The organism is Myroides odoratimimus, assembly GCF_038039805.1.
In the GTDB taxonomy this organism is placed as follows: Bacteria; Bacteroidota; Bacteroidia; order Flavobacteriales; family Flavobacteriaceae; genus Flavobacterium; species Flavobacterium odoratimimum_B.
On sequence record NZ_JBBPHK010000014.1, the window covers coordinates 17,562 to 38,508 of the forward strand.

Sequence of the window (20,947 nt, forward strand, 5' to 3'; positions counted from 1 at the left end):
TCTTAAAAGAGGGCGTCTTTTGTTTAATTACTGATTAATCTCTCTTTTTCAATTTTAGTATTGTATTTAACCCAATAAGTTTCTGGAGAGTTAATATCTTTTAAATAATAATCAAACCAGTTCTTGATTCTATTTGTTATATCAATCTGATTTTCTTTTAGATTTAATCCATGTCCTTCATTTTTGTAGAATAATGCGACATGTGGAATATTATAACGAAGCATCGCCATAAAAAAACCTTGTTGCTGTTCCCAGTTAATATTTTGGTCTTGTTTTCCTGTAAAGGAGAGTAGTGGAGTTTTAATTTGATTTGCAAATAAGATAGGAGAGTTTAGAAGGTATAATTCTTTATCTTCATTGAAAGGTTTAGGCATCTTGTATTGCCCATTTTCAAATTGAAAAAAGAAGGGCGACATAAAGTTTTCATTATATGAAAAATAAGATCTTATAATATCTGAGTTACCTGCTCCACTTACAGCCGCTTTAAACAGATTAGTTTGAGTTACAATAAAATTAGTTTCATATCCACCATGAGAAAACCCAAATAAACCTAGTCTGTTTTTGTCGATGGCTTTCTCTTGTTTTAGTACAGTATTTATACTTTGTTCAACACAATCAAGTGCTGATAGGCCTGTACCTTTTTGAGTGTCTAGAATATCAGGTAAAAAGACAAAGTAGTTATTCTCTAAGTAGATTTCTTTATTAAAACCATCACTATTTAAGTAACTAGGATATGTAAATCTATTAAAGAGGTCGTGTTGTATCTCATAGATACTAGTAATCATTGGATAGCTTTGGTTTTTATCAAAATCTTTAGGATAAAATAGAATACCTTTTAAATCATTTTTATATTCATCTTTGTATAGAACAAGCTTTTGCTGCTTCCAAGTATAAAGCTCTTTTGTCATTGTATTTTCTAAAAGTAGTTTTGTTTGCCCATTTTGATAGATATATACTGTCTTTGGCTTATTATAGTTTTCAACACAGTAGGTAATTGTTTTAAAGTCTTCACTGTATTGTACTTCTGAAATATGATCTTTTGTATTTGAAACGACTTCAGTTTGTTTATTGTTTTCAATTACCCAAAGAGAAGAAGTATCATCTTTTATGTTGTATTTTTCTATTAGCAGTTTGCTATTATCTAAGATAGTGTTTGAATGAGTCTGACTATCTATATTGTATTTTTTAGGGGCTAAAGAGTTATGTAATTTATAATGTGAATTACTATTTCCACTATTAATAATTGTTTTAAAGGTTTTGCCCTCTGTATTATATTGCATAAGATTAGAGTCTGACACAAAGTAAAAGAACTTTTCATCTTTAGACCAATAGCGAAATCTGCCTATATAAGACCTTAATTTTAACTCATCTTCTTTTAAATTAAATGTACTTTCAACTGTTTTGTATTTTGTATTGTAAAAGTAAATCACTCCCATTTTAATATAGACAAAGTAGTTTGCAAGAGGTGAGAGGCTAGTTGTATTAAATGTATTTCGTTGAGCTTTGGTAATTAATGAAAGTTTATTCTCCTTTATATCATATAAACTTATATCTCTAGGCCTTGCAGAATATTGACTTGTATAATCTAGATATTGGTTTGAATCATAGACAAGTAATAAGTTTTCATTTAAAGCTATGGATTCCTGTTTGTTTAATATTTCAGGTTGATAGATTTGATTAGCCTTAAAATCAAAAATTATATGATCATTAGTTGTTGTATTTTGAAGTGTAGCAGATTCCTTATTAATTGGAAAAGCTCTATCATTTGTACTCCATAATTCGAGTTTATTAACATCATAAGGTTTGTTTCCAAGATTATAATATTGAATTATTTTAAAACTATGCTCACTAATTGCTTCAGGAGTACTATAAGATATGGTTGGATTGAGCTCTTGTTTTTTAAAAAAGTTAGTATTGTAGTTTAAAAAGATCAGATAGGGATATTTATTATCACTATATAAATTTGGACTTAAAAATACAATAGGAAGCCTTTTATCCCATATAACTTGTTTAATAGGATCTGTAATATGCTTATTTACAGTTTTTTTTAAGGTTTTTAAGTTAATTATTTCAATCCCTTTAGCTGCATCCTTATACTGAATCAGTAATAGCTGCCTATTCTGATTTATACTTGTAATGTTTACAAGATCTTGTGGACTATTCCATATTTCCTCAAACTTATTGAATTGCACTTTTACTAGTCTATATATATTAGAACTCGTATCTAAATAGAAAATAAGCTCGTAATCCTCTATTATAGTTGGTTTTGCTACATTGAAAATAGTTTGTTTTTTTAAACTATGAATGTCTATTATTTGTAGTGTTTGTTTGTTTAGATCATAGTAAGAGACTTTATTCTCTTTGAAATTTTTGTAAGGAATACTTGTCTGTGTATTCAGAGATAGTTTCGATTTATTAAAGATAAAAACACTATCTCTTTTGGAATCAAATTTATTATATTTATGTATTATAGCTATGTTATTATTCTTACTTACTGATCTATTGTTTAGTTCACTATACTGTAATGAGTCTCTAATAGTTTGAGCAGAACTAGTTACTATACTTAATATAAAAAGTAATAAACTAGAGATAATATTAATTGTTTTAGTATTCATTTTGAGGATGTAAATTAGGGTTAATGAGTATCTCTTTTTCAGGGTAAGGAAACAGAGCATATTTGTCTTGCCAGTTTGGTTTAGTACTTTTTAAAATATCGAGTTTATTATTCCTTTTTAGATCAAAGAATCGTCTTCCATGTTCAAGAAAAAACTCTTTTTGACTCTCTTTAAGCATGGCTTGAAGAATTTGTTCTTTATTTAAAGTGTTAGATAGAGGAAACAGACCAGCTTTTGATCTAATTTTATTTAAATAAGGAATTGCTTGTTTCTCTTGATTTTGATATATAAGAGCTTCAGATAATATAAAGTAAGCTTCTTCAATTCTAAAAAGGATGGAGCATTCATCTGAATTATTAAGTTTGTTTTTATACTTGTAAGGATAAATACGACCAGTATGTTGAAAATCATTAGTCCATAGTTCTTTTCTGAGATCGTTATCATCAAAGGAATTAAGTAACGTTTTGCTTATTTTATAACCTGTGCTATTAGAACGTGGAATGTAAGTATTTGCCTCATACGTACCAGCTGTAGGATCGCTATTTGGCATTTGCCAAAGTGTACCTCTTGAATCATTTTTGAAGGTTTTAGTTAAATCTATCTCTAGATTATATAAAGGATTATCAATAACTTGTTTAGCATATATTTCAGCATTTTCATATTTCTTTTGAAGTAAATAATTCTTAGCTAGCAATAATTCTACAACAGCTTTGTTTGGGTAATATTTATTAATAGTGCCATCGTTATAAGAAATAGTTTTTAAAGCTTTTAATAAATCTTGTTCGATTAGTTTAAAAACTTCAAGGACTGGTGTTTTTACAATTTTAGTATTAGCCTTGTAGTCTGTTGAGATTGTATAGGGAATATCTCCATATATTTGAGCTAAAGCCTGATAGTACATCGCCCTTAATAGAAGCGCTTGTCTTATAAAAATATCTCTATCCTCAGTAGTGATACCACTAGAGTTTGTAACTCCGCTTATAAAAGAATTAATAGCATAAATATGAGAATAGGATGTGTTCCACAAGTTAGAGATTACATATTTTGTGGGATCTAATGAGTTATTATATAGTAAGAAATTATCTGTAGATGTAGAAGTTGATAGTAATTCTAGTTCATCTGTATATAGGCCAAGGCTTGTTCCTATTGCTTGACTAGTTCCACTAAAAATAGAATTTTCTCTTAGATTAATATAAAGATTAGCTAAAGCTGATGTAGCTCCACGTTTATCTTTAAAAACACTTTCAGTGTTTGTTTGATCGGTAGGAAGATCTATTTCAATTGTATTTTCACATGATTGAAACACTTGTATAGTTACTATTAGTAAGCCTAAAAAAAGTACATTTTTCATAATAAATAGATTTAGAGAGTTAATTGAACACCAAAGGCATATGTTTTTAACGGAGGTAGATAACCTAATGCTGTAAATTCAGGATCTAGTCCAAAGTAGTTTGTAATTGTCCAGAGATTCTGTCCTTGAAAGTAAAAACGCATTGAATTAATTTTTGCTTTAGGTAAATTAAGCAAGTAGGATATAGATACATTTTTTAATCTAATATATGAGGCATCCCCAATACTCATATTACTACCTAGAAATAGACTAAGATCATTAATCATTGTAGGGTTGGTTCCACTAGTAAAGTATCCATACTGACTATTAGAATTTTCTGGAGACCAACTATTGAGCACTTCTATAGGTTGATTAAAAATTGAACCAGGAGTATTTAAATTAGAATTATGATTATAATTGGTTTGTTTGACAAATTGAAATAGAAAATCAAGACTAAGATTTTTATATGTAAAGGTATTTTGAAGCCCACCGTGATAAGTTGTTTTAATCTCCTGTATATTTTGCCTATCAAAAGCAGAACTTATTTTTCCATCATTATTATAATCTGTAAAGATGTATTGACCAGTTAAAGGATCGATACCTTCAAAATTGTATAAACGACTAACACCTGTACTTTTTCCTACTATAAATCGATTGGCATAAGTAGAACTCTCTAGATTAGGAAAAGCAAGTAGTGTGTTTTTAGGAAATGAGATATTAAAACTAGTATTCCAATTGAAATTTGTTGTTTTAATATTTTGAGAGTTAAGGTTAATTTCCCACCCTTTATTCTCAACAGTAGCTGAAAGGTTATCTTGTATAGATGAAAAACCTGTAGTACCAGGTAAAGGGATTCCGACAAGTTGATTAGAAGATCTATTTTGATAATAGGCAAGATCAATCTGTAATCTATCATTTAATAAAGCTACTTCTAAAGCTACTTCAAATTTTTTAGTTTTTTCCCAGCTAAAATTCGGATTGTAAAGCCTAGAGGGAGCAAGTCCTGTTATTCCATTATAGTTGTTTGGATTAAGTGTATAGGTGTCTAAATATAAGTAATCACCAATATTATCATTACCTGATGTTCCATAACTTGTTCTAAGTTTTCCAAAACTAAGCCATGAAGAGTCTTTAAGGAAGTTTTCTTTTGAAAATACCCAAGCAGCTCCAACGGCGGCGAAGTTTCCAAACTTATTATTATCCCCAAAACGTGAGGATCCATCACGTCTAGCAGTAAGATTAAGTAAATATTTACTGTTGTAATTTAAGTTTAATCTTCCAAAAAGGGCTATGTATTTGTATTGTAAATTACTAGAACTACTTATACTTTTTGTTTTAGCTGAAGCTATATTAGAGATAAAATCATTGGTTTGAAAACCATATCCTGCTAAGTTTAATGCATTTGTATTATTCTCTTGGTAAGTTACACCAACTAATGTATTAATAGTAAATTTATTAAAATCTAATAAGTAGTTCAGTTGGGGCTCTATAATATAAGATTTGTTGTCTCTTAAGTTTTTTTCAGAGGTTGACTGATCTGAGGTATAGTTTTTATCAGGGTTGTAAATAGTATGAGGTGTAAGTCTTCTTTCTTCTGTATTAGATTTATTATATCCTGTATTTAATTTTAGATAAAAGTTTTTTAAAAGCTCATATTTAAGATCAAGATTTAAAACAAGATTATTGTTATCATTGTGATATGTCTCATGCATTGATGAAACAGGATTAGTGTTTCCTACAAACTCCCAATTTAAACTTCCATCTGGTTTATAAAGACTTGGTGCATTTGGAGATAGAGTCAAAGCATTTGTTGTTAAGTCTGTAGCAATTAAGTTGTTTTTTTGAATAGAATAATTAGTCGATGAGTTTAACTGAAATCTTCCATCTTTACTGTTGTGATTTACGTTTATTAAAAACGTATTTCTTTTATATCCCTTATCTGTCGGAAATACTGTTGTTTGAGTACCTTGACTCGCTGAAGTTGTAAAGTGAGTTGTTTCACTTCCCCCACTAACTCCTAGTTGTATGTTATGACTCAAAGCAGTTCCTCCTATAAGCTCTTTTTGCCAATCTGTATATCTGTTTCTATCCCAAGTACCATTCATATCTAGTTCATAGTCAGGATAGGTAGTAATACCATCATTTAAAAAAGCCTCATCACGCATTTTATTAAATTGCTCTGTGTTTAACAGTTTCATTTTACTAGCTACCTTGCTAAATGAAGTAGAAGAGGAAAGAGTAAAAGAGAGTTTATCTGACTTGTTTTTCTTAGTTGTTATCAGTACTACACCGTTAGCGCCACGAGAACCATAGATAGCTGTTGCATCAGCATCTTTTAATATCTCTATGCTCTCTATATCCGAAGGATTAATAGAATTTAAAATATTGGTGTCACTCATAGGAAGTATAGAGGTAGATAATGTAGAGTTTACCAAATTGCTATTTGGAATAACAACACCATCAATTACATATAAAGGAGCATTTCCATTAATGGCATTATTCATATAACCACGCAGACTATTTCTACCACGTATTTGTATGTCAAAACCTCCACCTGGTACACCAGTGTTTTGAGTAATGTTCACACCAGCCATTCTTCCTTGAATAGCTTGAAGTGGATTAATAACAGGTTGTAGTTCTATATCTTTTGCAGTTACGCGAGCAATACTTCCTGTTTTTTCACGGTCTTTTACTGAATAATAACCTGCGTTAATTACTACTTCTGATAGCACGTCTTCATCTTGCAAAAGATTAATGTTATAAATTAAGTTAGCTGTAATAACAATCTCTTTAGTTTTATATCCTATATATGAGATAACTAAGATAGCTCCATTAGAAGCGTTTAAAGAGTATTTTCCACTGTGATCTGTAGTTGTAGCTACATCAGTTCCTTTTATTTGAACAATTGCTCCAATAAGCACACCTGAGTTATCACTCACAGTGCCTGAGATTGTTCTTTTTTGGTAATCTAAATGAAATAGACTATCTTTAGATACGGCATAAGTAGGGTATATAGTAAGGCTACTTAAAAGCAAAACTACCCCATAACCAGTATTGGTTAAAAATTGAGTTTTCATAATTGTTATAGTTAATATGATACAAGAAGACTTTAAATCTTTAAGATTCTTATTGCCGTAGTACTTAAATAGACCAATTGTATCAATGGTTAGTTAATTGATAATAGATAATATTCTTTTTAAATAATAATAAAAACTATCTCCAAGCTCTACAGCATGTCTCCCAAAATGCAAACTAGAGCAAGGAGATAGTCATGGACTTTTAGTACAGTTTAAAACTCCCTTTAAACTATACTGTTTTTTGTTTGTTTAAAATGCCTACTAAGGGCTAAGCCTATAATTAACCACCTAGGCTAAAGCCCTATAGCAAGCGGTTTTTCTCCATAATTAAATAGTTTTACAAGTGATTAATAAATAAACAGTAGGAGAGACTTGTTTCATAGCGTTTTTCCTTACTAACTAATCTTTATTGCCTTTTAGCCGAATGGATGAACGAGCTATATTTATGTGTGATAAAGGCAATAGTTATCCTGTACGCATCTAAAAACTGTTTTTAGACCTAGCGTAAAATGTGTTATAACTCTAACTAAATAGGTAATAGGGTAGCCATCTAACATTAAAGAGTTAATGTCAAATCAATCTACATCGATAAGATTTAGTTAAACTAAAGTTTAATCATAGGCTAAATGTGAGTTTAGTTACTACTTGTTTGTTGTTTAATAAAATGTAATAATTGAAAAAATCTCGAATAGAACATTCGATAAGTCCATTAAGGATAGATAAGGTATTGCAAGCATTCATAAAACACGAACACTAAACAAATCCACCTTTGTTTTAAACCTCTATATACCTAATTGGGAGACGGTATGAATAAGAGGTATGTAGTATGTTTAATATAAAGCGAAACTTAAATATTTCAATAAAGTGAGAAGTAAATGACAAACCTATATAAAACAAGTTGGCATGGGTACTCACATTATCCAAACAGAGGTACTGGCATACCAAAACCATAGATAAGTGAGCCCATGCCTAGGTCATGGGCTAAGTTACTTATTTTCTCATGGTTTTATTTGAAAAGTGCCAGTTTTCTGTTAGAGAAATAAATAAGCTTTAGCTTATATTTTGAGTGTCATTAAGACGAAAGATTCATTCATATAGTAAATGAATACTAATAACAAATATAGTAAAAAAAACAGAACATGGGATATATCCCAATAAGATTTTTTGAAACAATATTGATATTGCTTCAAAATATAAGTGACATGGATATTAATGAGGATTTACAAGTATTGATAGGAATAAGAATCTATGAAATTAGAGTTAAGAATAAGAAGACTCAAAATGATTTAGGTTTTTTAATGGGGATGGATCCTGCTGAAGTTAGTAAATATGAATCAGGAAAAATAAACCTAACTTTAGGAACACTGATTCGGTTTGCCCAAGCCTTGAAGGTTCATCCTAGAGAGTTTTTTGATTTTGAATTTAATATAGAGAACTATAAAGTGAATAACTAAAAAGTGCTGTTCAAAAACAGCACTTTTTAGTTATTATTGAGTTGAGATATTTTTTTGATTCTCAATATTCTCTTTACTCTTCTCAATTTTCTTCTTCTCGCTGGAGTATAAGAAGAATAGAATAATACTAAAGAAAATTAATATATAGGCTAGTAGTTTACCTATTCGTTCTAAGAAACGTATAAATACTGATGCTTCAAAACTAGAGAAACCTTCTAAACCAGCCACATTGCGACGATAGAATCTTCTTCTATTTATCCAATATATAAGTCCTACTCCAAAGGACAAAAAAAGTACTGCAACTGTTAGTGTAACAACCATACAACTTTGAGGATTATATCAACTAATACTCTTAGATATATAGCTATATTTAAGATAGTTGAGGTTAAGTGTAAATGCTAAGATATTGATTTTAGATAAATTAAGTTAATGTGTGTGTGTTAAAACTGACATTGTGCGATTTTTTTATTATGTAATAGAGTAGATTATAAAATCTTTTTAACACCCATTGGCAAAGCTTGGCAGATTTATCTTGCCAAGCTTTGTTGTTTTGTAATGTTAGCTAACAAATTTAATTAACCCATTAAATTCTAACATTATGAATATAGATCGCACAGAATTCCTTTTATGGATGGAGCGTATTATGACGCGCTTTGATCATTTATCAGAACATATAAAAAACCTTCCTATAAAAACTCAAACCATAGATGGAGAAGAGCTTTTAGACAGTCAAGATATAATGGCACTTTTTAAAATAAGTCCTCGTTCTTTACAGCGTTACCGCTCAGATGGTAAACTCCCTTATTATACAATTAGTGGTAAACTCTACTACAAACGTTCTGATGTCAATCAGTTTATCAGAGAATGTTTTAAACATCCTGTACGCAAGAAGTAAATAGCAGCTAGAAGCCAAGAGTAACCTTTAAAGCATACTATTTACTAACCAGGCTCTCTTGGCTTTAGTTTTAAGTTTTTAACCATTTAAAACTATGTATTATGAGTACAGAAACCACCCAAAGACAAGTAGAGCACGATGTGCTTCTTGTTAATGACAAAACAAAAAACAAGATTCAGGTAGTAAAGGGATTAGATAAAGATGGTAAGCTTGAAACAGTTCCTGCGACTAAAAAGAATCAAAATCAATTTTTAAAAGTAGATCGCAACGGAGATTTTTTTTCCAACTTCTTTTCTAATTTTTTCAGCCAACTTAAAAACCCAACTCAGTTTACTTTTTTTAGAGTTCCGGAGCTTTTGACCATAAAAATGGCTAATCAAATGCAAAAAGAACTCAATCAATCAGGACCTACTCATGAGCTGTTTTTAAAACATCAAATAACAGAGATAGGTAATGAGCCAAAGAAGGAAAACAAAGTAGCTGAACCAACAAAAGCAGAGGAACAGTACAGTTCTAACAAGTTTGATATTAAGGACGTTGATTGGAATTCACTCTCAAGGTTGGGACTTTCTAAAGAAAAACTACAAGAAATGGATTTATTAGAACCACTCTTACAAGGCTATAAAACCAAGGACTTGGTAGCTGTAAATTTAGACTTAGGTTCTGCTGTATTTTCTTTAGATGCTAGATTGTCTTTACAAAAAAACGAAGAGGGCAAGGTAGTTATGGCTCTTGAAGGAGTAAAGAAATACCCTAATCTTAATGTACCACTTTATGGACATGAGTTTTCAAAGCAAGACAAACACAATCTTTTAAAAACTGGTAACATGGGTAGAGTAGTGGAGCTTGTTCATCCAACTACAAAAGAGAAGATTCCATCTGTGGTAAGTGTAGATAGACTCACCAATAACCTTGTTGTTACTAGAGTTGAGAAAATGCAATTACCACAAGAGGTAAAAGGTATTGTACTTAGTGAAGAGCAGCTTCAAACTCTAAAAGATGGTAAACCGCTTCTTGTAGAAGGTATGACCTCGGCTAAAGGAAATCTATTTAATGCAGAGATTCAGTTTAATGCAGCTAAAGGTCATATTGAGTTTTTATTTGAAAACACTAATAAGCAGAGTCAGAATAACTCGCAAAAACAATCTCAACTATCAGATGATTTAAAAACCTTTAGAGGTAAAGAACTTACTGAAAAACAGCAAAGTGATTTATTGGAAGGTAAACCAATTTACATCAAAGATCTGTTGGATAAAAGAGGAAATACCTATCAAGGCTATGTGACTTATAACAAAGAAACTAAGCAAGCAGACTTCTCGTTTCAAAATCCAAATAAAGAACAGCAGTCAAAGGCGCAATCACAAGCAGAAAAACAAGCGGATGAGCCTAAAAAATCAAAAGGACGTAAAATGTAAATCTAAAGACTATGATTGTAATTCTTGCAGAAAAACCAAGTGTAGCTAGGGAGATAGCATCGCTTGTTGGAGCCAAAACAAAAAAAGAAGGCTTTATAGAAGGAAACGGCTACTGTGTTACTTGGGCAATTGGTCATTTAGTATCACTGGCTATGCCAGAGGATTATGGGTTTCAAGGCTTTAAAAGAGAAGCTTTACCTATCTTACCAAGATCTTATTTACTACTTCCAAGGAAGATTAAAAAAGCAAACAAATACACTTCTGATCCAGGAGCTTTAAAACAGCTTAAAATTATTGATAAACTGTTTAAAGCATGCTCTGAGATTATTGTAGCCACTGATGCAGGTAGGGAAGGAGAACTTATCGCAAGATATATTTTTCAATACCTAAATTGTAGTAAACCTTTTAAAAGACTTTGGATTAGTTCACTAACTGAAAAAGCTATTAAAGAAGGTTTACAAAACCTTAAAGAAGGAAGTGACTTCGATGGACTTTTTAGAGCAGGTCACAGTAGAAGTAGAGCAGATTGGCTTGTTGGTATAAACGCTTCACAAGCGCTTACTGTTTCAATGAATGATTCGGTGTATTCACTCGGAAGAGTACAAACACCAACCCTCAGTCTTATCTGTAAACGGTATTTAGAGAATACTTCTTTTAAGAAGCAACTGTACTATCAAATAGAACTTATTCATCAAAAAGAAGGTATATTATTTAAATCGCTCTCAACTGATAAATGGGAGGATAAACAAAAAGCAGAACAAGCTTTAAAACTCATTGATAAACAAAGTGAGGTTAAAATACAAAAAGTAGAAACCAAGACAATAAGAGAAGAGTCCCCACTACTTTTTGATCTAACCTCACTTCAAAAAAGAGCCAATGAACTCTTTGGATTCTCAGCAGATGAGACTCTCAGTATTGCGCAGAATTTATACGAAAAGAAGTTTATCACCTATCCAAGAACATCGAGTAAGTATATTCCAGAGGATTTATGGGCTGAGGTTCCTAACTTATTAAAGGTTCTTTCAGATGATAGTAGATATAGTAACCTGCTTCTAAAACTAAAGATGGCAAGGCTTAATAAGAAGATAGTAAATGATGTAAAGGTTACGGATCATCATGGACTATTAACTACAGATAGACTTCCTTCAGCGATTAACACTAAAGAAGAGAGCATTTATCATTTGATTGCTCAAAGAGTATGGGAAACAGTATTTGAACCTTGTGTAAAAAAGCAAACAGAGGTAACCTTAAATGTTTTGGATTATGAGTTTAGTTTTAAGTCTTCTTCAATATTAGGACTTGGATGGAAAGAGGTAAGAAAAGAACTTTCTACTACTGATGAGGTAGTAATAGCTTTACCTGATTTACAACAAGGTGAGAATCTAAAAATTAAAGAATCAGTTGCTCTTGAAAAATCAACAAGGCCTAGAGCATTATATACAGAGAGTTCACTTTTATCCGCTATGGAAAATGCTTCTAAAGAGGTGGAAGATAAGTCACTTCAAAGTGTTATTAAAGACATGGGAATAGGAACAGCTGCAACACGAGCTTCTATTATTGAAACGCTTTTAAAAAGGGATTACATCATAAGAAAAGCAAAGTCATTAGTTCCAACTGAGAAAGGACTCAAAGTGTATGAAATAGTCAAAGAAAAGCTTATTTCTGATGTACTGTTAACAGCTAAATGGGAATCTGCTTTTAAAGGCATTGAAGAGAATAAAACCGATATGGAAGACTTCCATAGACAGATAGAGGATTATACCACAAAGATAACAGCGGAGCTTTTAGCTATCAAGCCAGTTAATGAAATAGATCATCTATCTTGCCCAAAGTGTAAACAATACGCACTTCAATTAAGAGAAAAAGTAGTGAAATGTTTAGATACAGACTGTAATTGGATTTTGTTTAGAACCATTTGCGGAATTAAACTCTCGGTAGATGATGTAACAGATTTGATAGAAAATGGTAAAACCAAACTCTTAAAAGGATTAGTGAGTAAAGCAGGGAAGAAGTTTGATGCTTACCTTATCTTAAAAGAAGATTGTACTACTGGATTTGAATTTAAAAACAAGTAACTAAAATTAAATAAATCAAAAGGAGTTATCTAAAACTAGGTAACTCCTTTTGATTTATATCTATTAGTGTTTATGCTTTTTAGCATGTTTTTTCTGTTGTCCAGGAGCATAAGGCTTAGCTGACTTTGATCCTGTTACTTTTTTCATTTGTCCAGGAGGAACGTCATTGTTTCCATGTGATTTTACGTGTACAGAACAAGAAGCTAAAAGTAAAGTCGTTAAGACTAAAACACCTAATTGTTTAATTCTTTTCATATTTTTTGTATTACTGCTTAGTAAGATAAGAAGCACAGAATTAGCTATACTTACTTTACTTGACTAAGTAATGAAGAAACAAAAGTAAATAAATTTTAAATCCATCCGTTTAAAACTAATAAAGTAAAACAAGAAGTTATCTGATTCAGATAACTTCTTGTTATTTAAACTAATTGAAAAAACAATCAATTAGCTATTTCTAAATACATGACCATTTTCATAGGTATAATCACCTATAAAAAGGTCTTTAGCAAAACTTTCATAATCAAAATATGATTTTACAAAATCAGATAAATCGTAACACTCATCAATGATTTGATAAGCGAAGTCTTCTTCACTATTATAATATCCTTGATAATCATCTTCAAATGATTCAAATAACGAGTCTATATCATCAGATTCAATATTGTAATTACCTATGCTTACCCAAGCTGAAAAAGCTTCTAAGGTTTTATAATCTAAATCTGATACTTTTTCAATGATTGAAAAGATATTTTCTGAAAGACTACTTTCTGAGATTAACTCAGATGGAATATTTTCCCAATCTTGAAACATAAATTCAGGATCTGTTTCATCAGCGTGTAGTTCTAAACAGAACTCATAAAACTCTTCAATAGAGCTAAAGTTACTAAGCTCGATCCAATCTCCTTTAATTGAACCATTGTTATACTTAGCATAAGTACCAACATAAACTTTTGAGTGCATTAAATTTTCCATGATAAATAGTATTATGACCTTAGGGTCTGGTTAATTTCATGGCACTTGAGTTTTGGTTTTTAGCTACGAGCATGTTTTACAAGATAAATACGCTCATAGAATGAGGAAGATTTATTGCGGTAATCCATAGGACTTGAACTTGTAAGAGCTAAAGAGCTAAAAAACTTTGCCAATTGAAATACCAGATCCTAAGTCTATATAATTGTTAGGGAAAGGGGGGATACTTTAGTATTTGTGTATATATTAGTTCCAGGTAGATAGTATAGGAAAATGATATTAAGATGTTTTAGTCAACTAAGATGTCATTTTGAGTTGATTTAGTGGTTTTTCAAGAATTGTGAAAATCTAATTTAGAAAGATATTTATATTTTTGTTTTCATAACTAATTTAGAAATGAACTATAAAAAATTTGATGTAGAGTCTTGGAATAGAAAAGAGCATTTTTATCACTTTAAAGACCAATTGCGATGTGGGTTTAGTTTAACAACTAAAATAGATATAAGTAAGGTAATTCCCTTTATAAAAGAACATGAGTACAAGTTTTATCCTACGATTATTTACTTAATAACTAAAGCGGTTAATAAGCATTCTGAGTTTAAATTTGCCATGAAGGATGGAGAGTTAATACAGTGGGATACTGTTAACCCAGCTTATACTATCATGCATCCTGAAACAGAGACATTCTCAGAGCTGTGTACTGTTTATACTGATGATTTTAAATCTTTTTTAAAAGAGTATGATACAGTTCAAGAAAAGTACAAGGGAAACTATGCGATTTCTCCTCAAAGTGGTATAGACAACATTTTTAATATCTCTATGTTACCTTGGATTAGCTTTGATGGATTTAATTTAAATGTACCTGGTTTTGGTGATTATTTTGCTCCAATTTTTACATTGGGTAAGTATATTAAAAACAATGAAGAAATATTGATGCCTATATCAATACAAGTACATCATGCAACATGCGATGGACTTCATGTCGCTAAATTACTACATAGCTTACAAGAGCTATGTGATAATATAGAAGAGTTGAAATAAGATTTATTGACTATATAATAAAAAATAAGGCGTCATAAGACGCCTTCATCTGCAAAAGAGTAATAACTCTCAGAAGTTATTATTAAATGATCTAAAAGAGCAATATCAAGTATTTGACTTGCTTGTTTAATCTTTTGTGTGATTTGTCTATCAGCATCACTTGGTTGTAATTTCCCTGATGGGTGATTATGTACTAAGATAAAAGCTGTGCTTTTAGACTTTAGTAAAGCTGCAAATATCAATCTAAGATCAACGATTGTTCCAGTAATACCACCTGATGATACTTCAAGTACACCAAGTACTCTATTGTTGTTTGAAAGCATAAGTACTTTGAACTGTTCTAAAAGTTCAATCTTATTGTCATCCCATGCTTTTAAAGCTACTTCAAAAGCGGAGTAAGAAGAGTCAATTCTTGGTCTTTCAGATGCTTTAACTTTTGACTTATAGATTAGTTCTATCTCTGATGCAACTAACCAATTGCTGTTTAAAACTGTAGATTCCATAATATTATATTTTTAAATTAATTATGGAGCAGCTACAGGTAATGCTTAAGCAAGCTCAAAAAGCAACGCAATAAAGCGTAGACAAGGTCAAGCATTTATGGGGGAATTTTTTGAAGGCGAACCGCGGAGCATTACCTTGCTTAGTGAGATAATTGATAAAAAATAAAAACCATTACTAACCCAAAGAACTAAAAGATATGATTACTTCTTCTTATTAATCAAATGAGCCAATTCAGGATCGTTTTCAATGCGTTTTAGCTCTGATTCGATAATTGATTCAACATCAAGTTTAACTTGTCTGTAATTCGCTTGAATCGTCTGGTCTAATGTATTATTACCCTTAGCATCTATGAAGGAAGTTATCTGAGGTATCTTTTGATAAGATTTCATTTCTTTAGAAACCTTTTCATTATCAACTACTATTTCTGAGTGAAATATCTTTTGCTCTATACGCTCATCAAAATTATCTGATACAGCCCCTACAAACATTCCTTGAGTAAGGGTTGATATTTTTGAAGCAGGGATAAGTGTATCAAGCTGGGTAGAGAAGGAGGTAGAACGGTCGTTTCTATTAATGGATATACTTTGACGTTTTTGAAGTATTTTACCAAAGCGTTCTGATAAAGCTTTAGCTGTATCTCCAACAACTTGACCTGAGAAAATATTTCCAACTGTGTTTTGAATTACTTTACTTTCTTTATCTCCATAGTCTCTATTAAGCTGTGAGAAATCCTGAAGTCCTAAACACACAGCTACTTTATTACTACGGGCAGTCGCAATAAGATTGTCAAGTCCTCTAAAGTAGATCGTTGGTAATTCATCAATGATAACTGAGCTTTTAAGTTGGCCTTTCTTATTGATGAGTTTTACAATACGTGAGTTATAAAGTCCAAGAGCAGCGGAGTAAATGTTTTGACGATCTGGATTGTTACCTACACATAGTATTTTAGGCTCTTTTGGATTATTAATATCCAACGTAAAATCATCTCCTGTCATTACCCAGTATAGCGATGGTGATATCATACGAGACAGTGGTATTTTAGCAGAAGCTATTTGCCCTTGTAATTGGTCTTGTGCTCCTCCTTCCCAAGCATCCATAAAAGGAGAGAGGTAGTTCTCTAAATCAGAGTAGGAGGTAAGCATGGTAAATACGTCAGCATATTTTTTATTTAAAAGCTCAATAGCGTGAGGGAATGTACAATACTTACCATTTTGATAAATCTTTAAAAACCAAATAATAGCAGCTAAGAGTATGATTGGAGATTCTACAAAGAAGTCTCCTTGTTTTTGTATCCATGAGCGGTTAAGGTTAAGCATTATAGTATAGGCTGATTCATAAGCATCAGATATATCTGTCATAAACGATGGGTTAATCGGATTACAACGATGACTGAGACTTGGATCATCAAAGTTTATAACATAGAACTTGGGAACAATAGCGTATTTATCTTTGTGTAATAACAAGTGATTATAAGCTATAGTTGATAAGTCATGGAACTTAAAATCGTAAATATACATCGAGAATCCTTTTTCAATTTGTTGTTTGATAAAGTTATTCACCACAGCATAAGATTTACCAGAACCTGGAGTACCAAGAACGATAGTCGCCCGAAATGGATTAACAATATTTATCCAACCACTATTCCATTTTCCTTTGTAATAGAACCTTGAAGGAAGGTTAACAGAGTATTGATTTTCAATAAGACGAGTCTCTTGCATAAAACTCTCATTTTCAAAATTAAATACATCTTGCATAAGGTTATCGTTTAGTAGCCTACTAATCCAAGCTCCTGAGACAAGAAGTAAAATATACCCTAAGAAGGTACTTGCTATATACAGTATCGCGCTCCAAGCGTATCCAAAATCAAGTAAGAAGAAGTTGAAAAAAAACAAACTAAAACCAACTGTAAAAACACTTATGATTTTAGAGATTGTTATCTTTTCATGTTTTACGCCTTTGCCTCCCCACAGGCTTAAAGAGAGTAAAACCAAACAAAAGAGTTTTGTATAAAGTAAATGAGAAAAGAGTCCTGCTGTTTGGTTGAAGTTTACTAGTATTCGATCTACAACAGTGTGCGTTATTCCAAGGTTTAAAAAGAAAGAATAACAATACCAGTATAGATGCATAAGAATAATAAGAATGCTTACTGCTCGCATAAACGCTAGGATTTTAGCAAGGGCTTTTAAATCGTCTTCTGATTGCATAATAAATGTAATTAAGATTAACGATTTAAGGTAAAAGTAGATTTAAGAACACTAATTGAAATGGCACTAGGTAGTATTATTTGACCTCCATTGATAACAAACCTACATTATTAAAACTTGTCAATTGTATTATAATTCCTATTTTTAAAAACCAATATTAATTATTATGAACCATTTAAAAGTGAAAGACTATCTAAAAAGCAAGGGCTTTGAAGATCGTTTTATTGAATTTAAGGAGAGTACAGCTACTGTAGGAGAAGCTGCAATTGCGATTGGTTGTGATAGCGACCAAATAGCAAAGAGTATAACGCTTTATGCCCCAGAAGAGGGAGCCGCTATTTTGGTCGTCGCTTCAGGAAATAGTAAAATAGATAATAAAACTTTTAAAGACACTTTTGGTATTAAAGCTAAGATGCTTAAATATGGAGATGTAGAAGAGTTAGTAGGTCACCAAGTAGGGGGAGTCTGTCCTTTTAAGGTAAAAGAATCAACCAAAGTCTATTTTGATGAATCTTTAAAAAAACATCAAGTACTCTATCCTGCTGGGGGTAGTGCTAATACTGTAGTTCAACTAAAACAAGAAGAATTGATTGACTTGTGTGATTTTGTTGATTGGGTATCTGTGACAAAGTAAAAATTATAGGTTACGAGTAATTGCTTGTAAACTATAACTTTAAGTGTTATTTCTTCGTATTATCAAAAAACAAGCATCTTAGTAATATTTCAAGAATCAGTTAAAAACTATTTAAAAGTGTGATTAATTCAAGTGGTGTGTTGATTTCATAATCAGGTTTGTCATTCCAGTTTTTTGTGTCTGAATTGCTATACTTTACAGCTATAGAAATGACTGTACCATTATTGTTTAATTCTTTTTTTATGTTTTTAGCAAATGTTACATCTCCTTCATGATCTCCAATGTATATAATGTTCTTATTATAGAAGTTAGTAAAGATTTGCTCTAAACATTTTAGTCCTCCAAAAGGATTAGGTTTCTGCATATTATTTGGTATATCATCATATCCAATAACAGATTTGAACTTATGTTGAAGGTTATTTGATTTTAAAACTTTAAGTATATTATTTGATGAATTTTGAGAGCAAATACCTTGAGGTAAATCAATTTGTGTAATAGTTTGTTTAATATCAGAAAACAATTCGACAGGGGTTGTGTTTTTTAATTGATATTCAGTCCAAAGAGTACCCGCTTCAAGCATTTCACTCTCTGTCATTCTGTAATAATTTACATACAAATCTTGCCAGTTTTTGGATTGGTGATTAGCAATATGATATTGACTTTCAGATTTTAAATATATAGGAAGATTCTCATTTGTTAATCTAGGGGCGACCTTAGCTAATATTTCTTTAGTAATATCAATATTTTTAGGAACAGAGTTTACTAATGTTCCATCATAATCCCAAAGAATAGCATCAATTTTCATAGTTATGTGTTTATTATAAATTTATTTCGTCCAAAGACTAAAGTACAAAGTTATAAGTAAAAAATTAAAAGAGTGTTTGATTATTTCCAAATACGACCTCTAAGAGCCATTAGAAGTTTAGCGATATAAGTATTTCCTATTTTGACAAAAATCAAGATAAGAAACCATGCAAACTACCACTAAAAACAAAGGAGGAAGAAAACTAAAATCCAATCCTAAAAAATACAGACATGTTTTTAGACTCACTGAATCTGAAAACCAACGATTGCTTGCTTTGTTTGCATCATCAGGAATGACAAACAAAGCAAGCTTTCTTGTTTCTATGCTTTTAGATAGACAAGTTAAAACAGTAAAAGTAGATGTTGCTGCTTTGCAATATCACGGATTACTAACTAAACTGTTTAATCAATTTAGAGCAGTAGGAGTGAACTACAACCAAATTGTAAAACTTTGTAACCAGTACTTCTCAGAAAATAGAGCCAAACGTTCTATTTCAAAACTTGAAGAGTATACCAAAGATTTATCAAAACTTTGCTATTACATTATCAAGCTAACCAAAGAGTTTGAAGACAAGCACTTAAATACTAATCTATAAGTTATGATAGCTAAGATTGGTAAAGGAAGTAATCTTATAGGAGCTTTGTCCTACAATCAATTAAAAGTTGATAAAGGACAAGGTTCTGTTTTGTTTACAAATAATCTACCAGAACCAAATAACACTTCAAACTACATCACTCAACTTTATAAACACCTTGAGCCTTATCTACTTTTAAATAACAAGACAGAGAAAGTTGTAAGACATATTTCTTTGAATCCGAATCCCAATGATAAATTAACAGACGAGACCTTAAACAAAATAGCCCAACAGTATATGAATAGTATGGGCTATACAAATCAACCTTACATTGTCTATAAACACAGTGATATAGAAAGAGAACACATTCATATCGTAACAGTCTGTACAGATTTAGAAGGAAAGAAAATTGATGATAAATATGATCATTTAAAATCAATGAAAGCCTGTAGAGATATTGAAAAGAAGTTTAATCTAAGCTCTTCTATAAATCAAACAAAAGAGGAATCTAAACAGATTCAATTTATACCAGTTGATTATACCAAACATAATTTAAAAGCTCAAATAGCCTCAGTAATACGATATCTACCCAAGTATTATAAGTATGATAGTCTAACAAGTTATAATGCCTTATTATCTCTATTTAATATCAGAGTTGAAAAGGTAGAAGCATCTTACAATGGACAAACCAAACAAGGTTTAGTGTACTTTGCTTTAAATGAAATAGGAGAGAAGGTAAGTAATCCTTTTAAGGCATCTTTATTTGGAAAAAATGCAAGTTATCAAAATCTTGAAAATCACTTTAAAGCATCAAAAGAAAAACTAAAATCTTTACCCAATAAAGCTAATCTAAAATATACCATTGAAATAGCTTTGAATACAACAAATTCACAACAAGAGTTTAAAGGAGAACTTTTAAATCACGGAATAAACGTTGTTTTATTCCAAAACAAAGACAATCGTATCTATGGCGTAACTTTTATCGATCACAACTCTAAAAGTGTCTATAAAGGTTCTGATTTAAGTAAAGAGCTATCTGCTAATACACTAAATAAAAAGTGGAGTAACGCAGAAGATCATACCAATTCAATTTTAATACCTTCTCAACAAGCTAATACTAATGAATCAGACGAGTTACATCCAATGTTTGAGTACTTATATTCTGAAACTACTGATTTTAATAATGATGAGTTTTTATCATTGTTTAATCTTTTAAACAATAACCAAGAGATAGATTATGAAGAGTTGAGTTTTGAGAAAAGGATCAAAAGAAGAAAAAAAAGATCTTTCTGAGACAGCGCACCTAATTAGATATTCATATTATGAGCACTTTTAAAACAAATAACTATCTAGAT

At 31.0% G+C, this 20,947-nt stretch carries 17 protein-coding genes; 8 read left to right on the forward strand and 9 right to left on the reverse strand.

Going from position 1 to position 20,947, the window contains the following annotated elements; all coding sequences use genetic code 11:
• Positions 1–23: 23 nt before the first annotated feature.
• The 3 genes from AABL85_RS11225 to AABL85_RS11235 are packed head-to-tail and all read right to left on the reverse strand — an operon-like array spanning position 24 to position 7,022.
• Complete coding sequence (locus AABL85_RS11225) at positions 24–2,615, reverse strand: alpha/beta hydrolase family protein (protein WP_341310136.1); 2,592 nt, start codon at positions 2,613–2,615, stop codon at positions 24–26.
• On the reverse strand, positions 2,605–3,966 hold the full coding sequence (locus AABL85_RS11230) for a RagB/SusD family nutrient uptake outer membrane protein (protein ID WP_160339614.1): 1,362 nt from the start codon (positions 3,964–3,966) through the stop codon (positions 2,605–2,607). Before AABL85_RS11230 ends, AABL85_RS11225 begins: the two co-directional genes overlap by 11 nt.
• A gap of 11 nt (positions 3,967–3,977) precedes the next feature.
• The gene (locus tag AABL85_RS11235) at positions 3,978–7,022 is read right to left on the reverse strand and encodes a SusC/RagA family TonB-linked outer membrane protein (RefSeq protein ID WP_341310137.1); all 3,045 of its coding nucleotides are present in this window, start codon (positions 7,020–7,022) and stop codon (positions 3,978–3,980) included.
• Between the two features lie 1,202 nt (positions 7,023–8,224).
• Between AABL85_RS11235 and AABL85_RS11240 the strand changes: the two genes are divergently transcribed.
• On the forward strand, positions 8,225–8,476 hold the full coding sequence (locus tag AABL85_RS11240; protein WP_341310138.1) for a helix-turn-helix transcriptional regulator: 252 nt from the start codon (positions 8,225–8,227) through the stop codon (positions 8,474–8,476).
• 33 nt (positions 8,477–8,509) lie between these two features.
• Here AABL85_RS11240 and AABL85_RS11245 read toward each other — a convergent pair whose 3' ends face one another.
• A complete protein-coding gene (locus AABL85_RS11245) occupies positions 8,510–8,797 on the reverse strand; it encodes a hypothetical protein (protein WP_341310139.1) in 288 nt (95 codons plus the stop codon).
• A gap of 277 nt (positions 8,798–9,074) precedes the next feature.
• On the opposite strand from AABL85_RS11245, the gene AABL85_RS11250 reads away from it, so the two are divergent.
• The 3 genes from AABL85_RS11250 to AABL85_RS11260 all read left to right on the forward strand — a co-directional run bounded on the left by AABL85_RS11250 (position 9,075) and on the right by AABL85_RS11260 (position 12,861).
• Complete coding sequence (locus AABL85_RS11250; RefSeq protein ID WP_341310140.1) at positions 9,075–9,371, forward strand: helix-turn-helix domain-containing protein; 297 nt, start codon at positions 9,075–9,077, stop codon at positions 9,369–9,371.
• A gap of 101 nt (positions 9,372–9,472) precedes the next feature.
• Positions 9,473–10,786, forward strand: a complete 1,314-nt coding sequence (locus tag AABL85_RS11255) for a DUF3945 domain-containing protein (RefSeq protein WP_341310141.1) — start codon at positions 9,473–9,475, stop codon at positions 10,784–10,786.
• Between the two features lie 11 nt (positions 10,787–10,797).
• Positions 10,798–12,861: a type IA DNA topoisomerase gene (locus tag AABL85_RS11260; RefSeq protein WP_341310142.1), complete on the forward strand. Its 2,064-nt coding sequence runs from the start codon at positions 10,798–10,800 to the stop codon at positions 12,859–12,861.
• Between the two features lie 63 nt (positions 12,862–12,924).
• Here the strand turns inward: AABL85_RS11260 and AABL85_RS11265 are convergent, their stop codons facing one another.
• Positions 12,925–13,116, reverse strand: coding sequence for a hypothetical protein (locus AABL85_RS11265; RefSeq protein WP_341310143.1), 192 nt, complete (start codon positions 13,114–13,116; stop codon positions 12,925–12,927).
• Positions 13,117–13,305: 189 nt separating this feature from the next.
• On the reverse strand, positions 13,306–13,833 hold the full coding sequence (locus AABL85_RS11270; protein WP_341310144.1) for an antirestriction protein ArdA: 528 nt from the start codon (positions 13,831–13,833) through the stop codon (positions 13,306–13,308).
• 393 nt (positions 13,834–14,226) lie between these two features.
• On the opposite strand from AABL85_RS11270, the gene catA reads away from it, so the two are divergent.
• Complete coding sequence (gene catA, locus AABL85_RS11275; RefSeq protein WP_341310145.1) at positions 14,227–14,871, forward strand: type A chloramphenicol O-acetyltransferase; 645 nt, start codon at positions 14,227–14,229, stop codon at positions 14,869–14,871.
• Positions 14,872–14,903: 32 nt separating this feature from the next.
• Here catA and AABL85_RS11280 read toward each other — a convergent pair whose 3' ends face one another.
• Positions 14,904–15,374, reverse strand: a complete 471-nt coding sequence (locus AABL85_RS11280) for a JAB domain-containing protein (RefSeq protein ID WP_341310146.1) — start codon at positions 15,372–15,374, stop codon at positions 14,904–14,906.
• A gap of 201 nt (positions 15,375–15,575) precedes the next feature.
• On the reverse strand, positions 15,576–17,579 hold the full coding sequence (mobC, locus tag AABL85_RS11285) for a conjugal transfer protein MobC (protein ID WP_341310147.1): 2,004 nt from the start codon (positions 17,577–17,579) through the stop codon (positions 15,576–15,578).
• A 166-nt stretch (positions 17,580–17,745) separates the two neighbouring features.
• On the opposite strand from mobC, the gene AABL85_RS11290 reads away from it, so the two are divergent.
• On the forward strand, positions 17,746–18,213 hold the full coding sequence (locus tag AABL85_RS11290) for a YbaK/EbsC family protein (protein ID WP_341310148.1): 468 nt from the start codon (positions 17,746–17,748) through the stop codon (positions 18,211–18,213).
• A 100-nt stretch (positions 18,214–18,313) separates the two neighbouring features.
• On the opposite strand, the gene AABL85_RS11295 is transcribed toward AABL85_RS11290, so the two are convergent.
• Positions 18,314–19,018 (reverse strand): HAD family hydrolase, encoded by a 705-nt coding sequence (locus AABL85_RS11295; protein ID WP_002992188.1) that lies wholly within the window; start codon positions 19,016–19,018, stop codon positions 18,314–18,316.
• A 166-nt stretch (positions 19,019–19,184) separates the two neighbouring features.
• Between AABL85_RS11295 and AABL85_RS11300 the strand changes: the two genes are divergently transcribed.
• Positions 19,185–19,613: a hypothetical protein gene (locus AABL85_RS11300; protein ID WP_002992190.1), complete on the forward strand. Its 429-nt coding sequence runs from the start codon at positions 19,185–19,187 to the stop codon at positions 19,611–19,613.
• A gap of 3 nt (positions 19,614–19,616) precedes the next feature.
• The gene (mobB, locus tag AABL85_RS11305) at positions 19,617–20,885 is read left to right on the forward strand and encodes a conjugal transfer protein MobB (protein WP_341310149.1); all 1,269 of its coding nucleotides are present in this window, start codon (positions 19,617–19,619) and stop codon (positions 20,883–20,885) included.
• Positions 20,886–20,947: the final 62 nt, after the last annotated feature.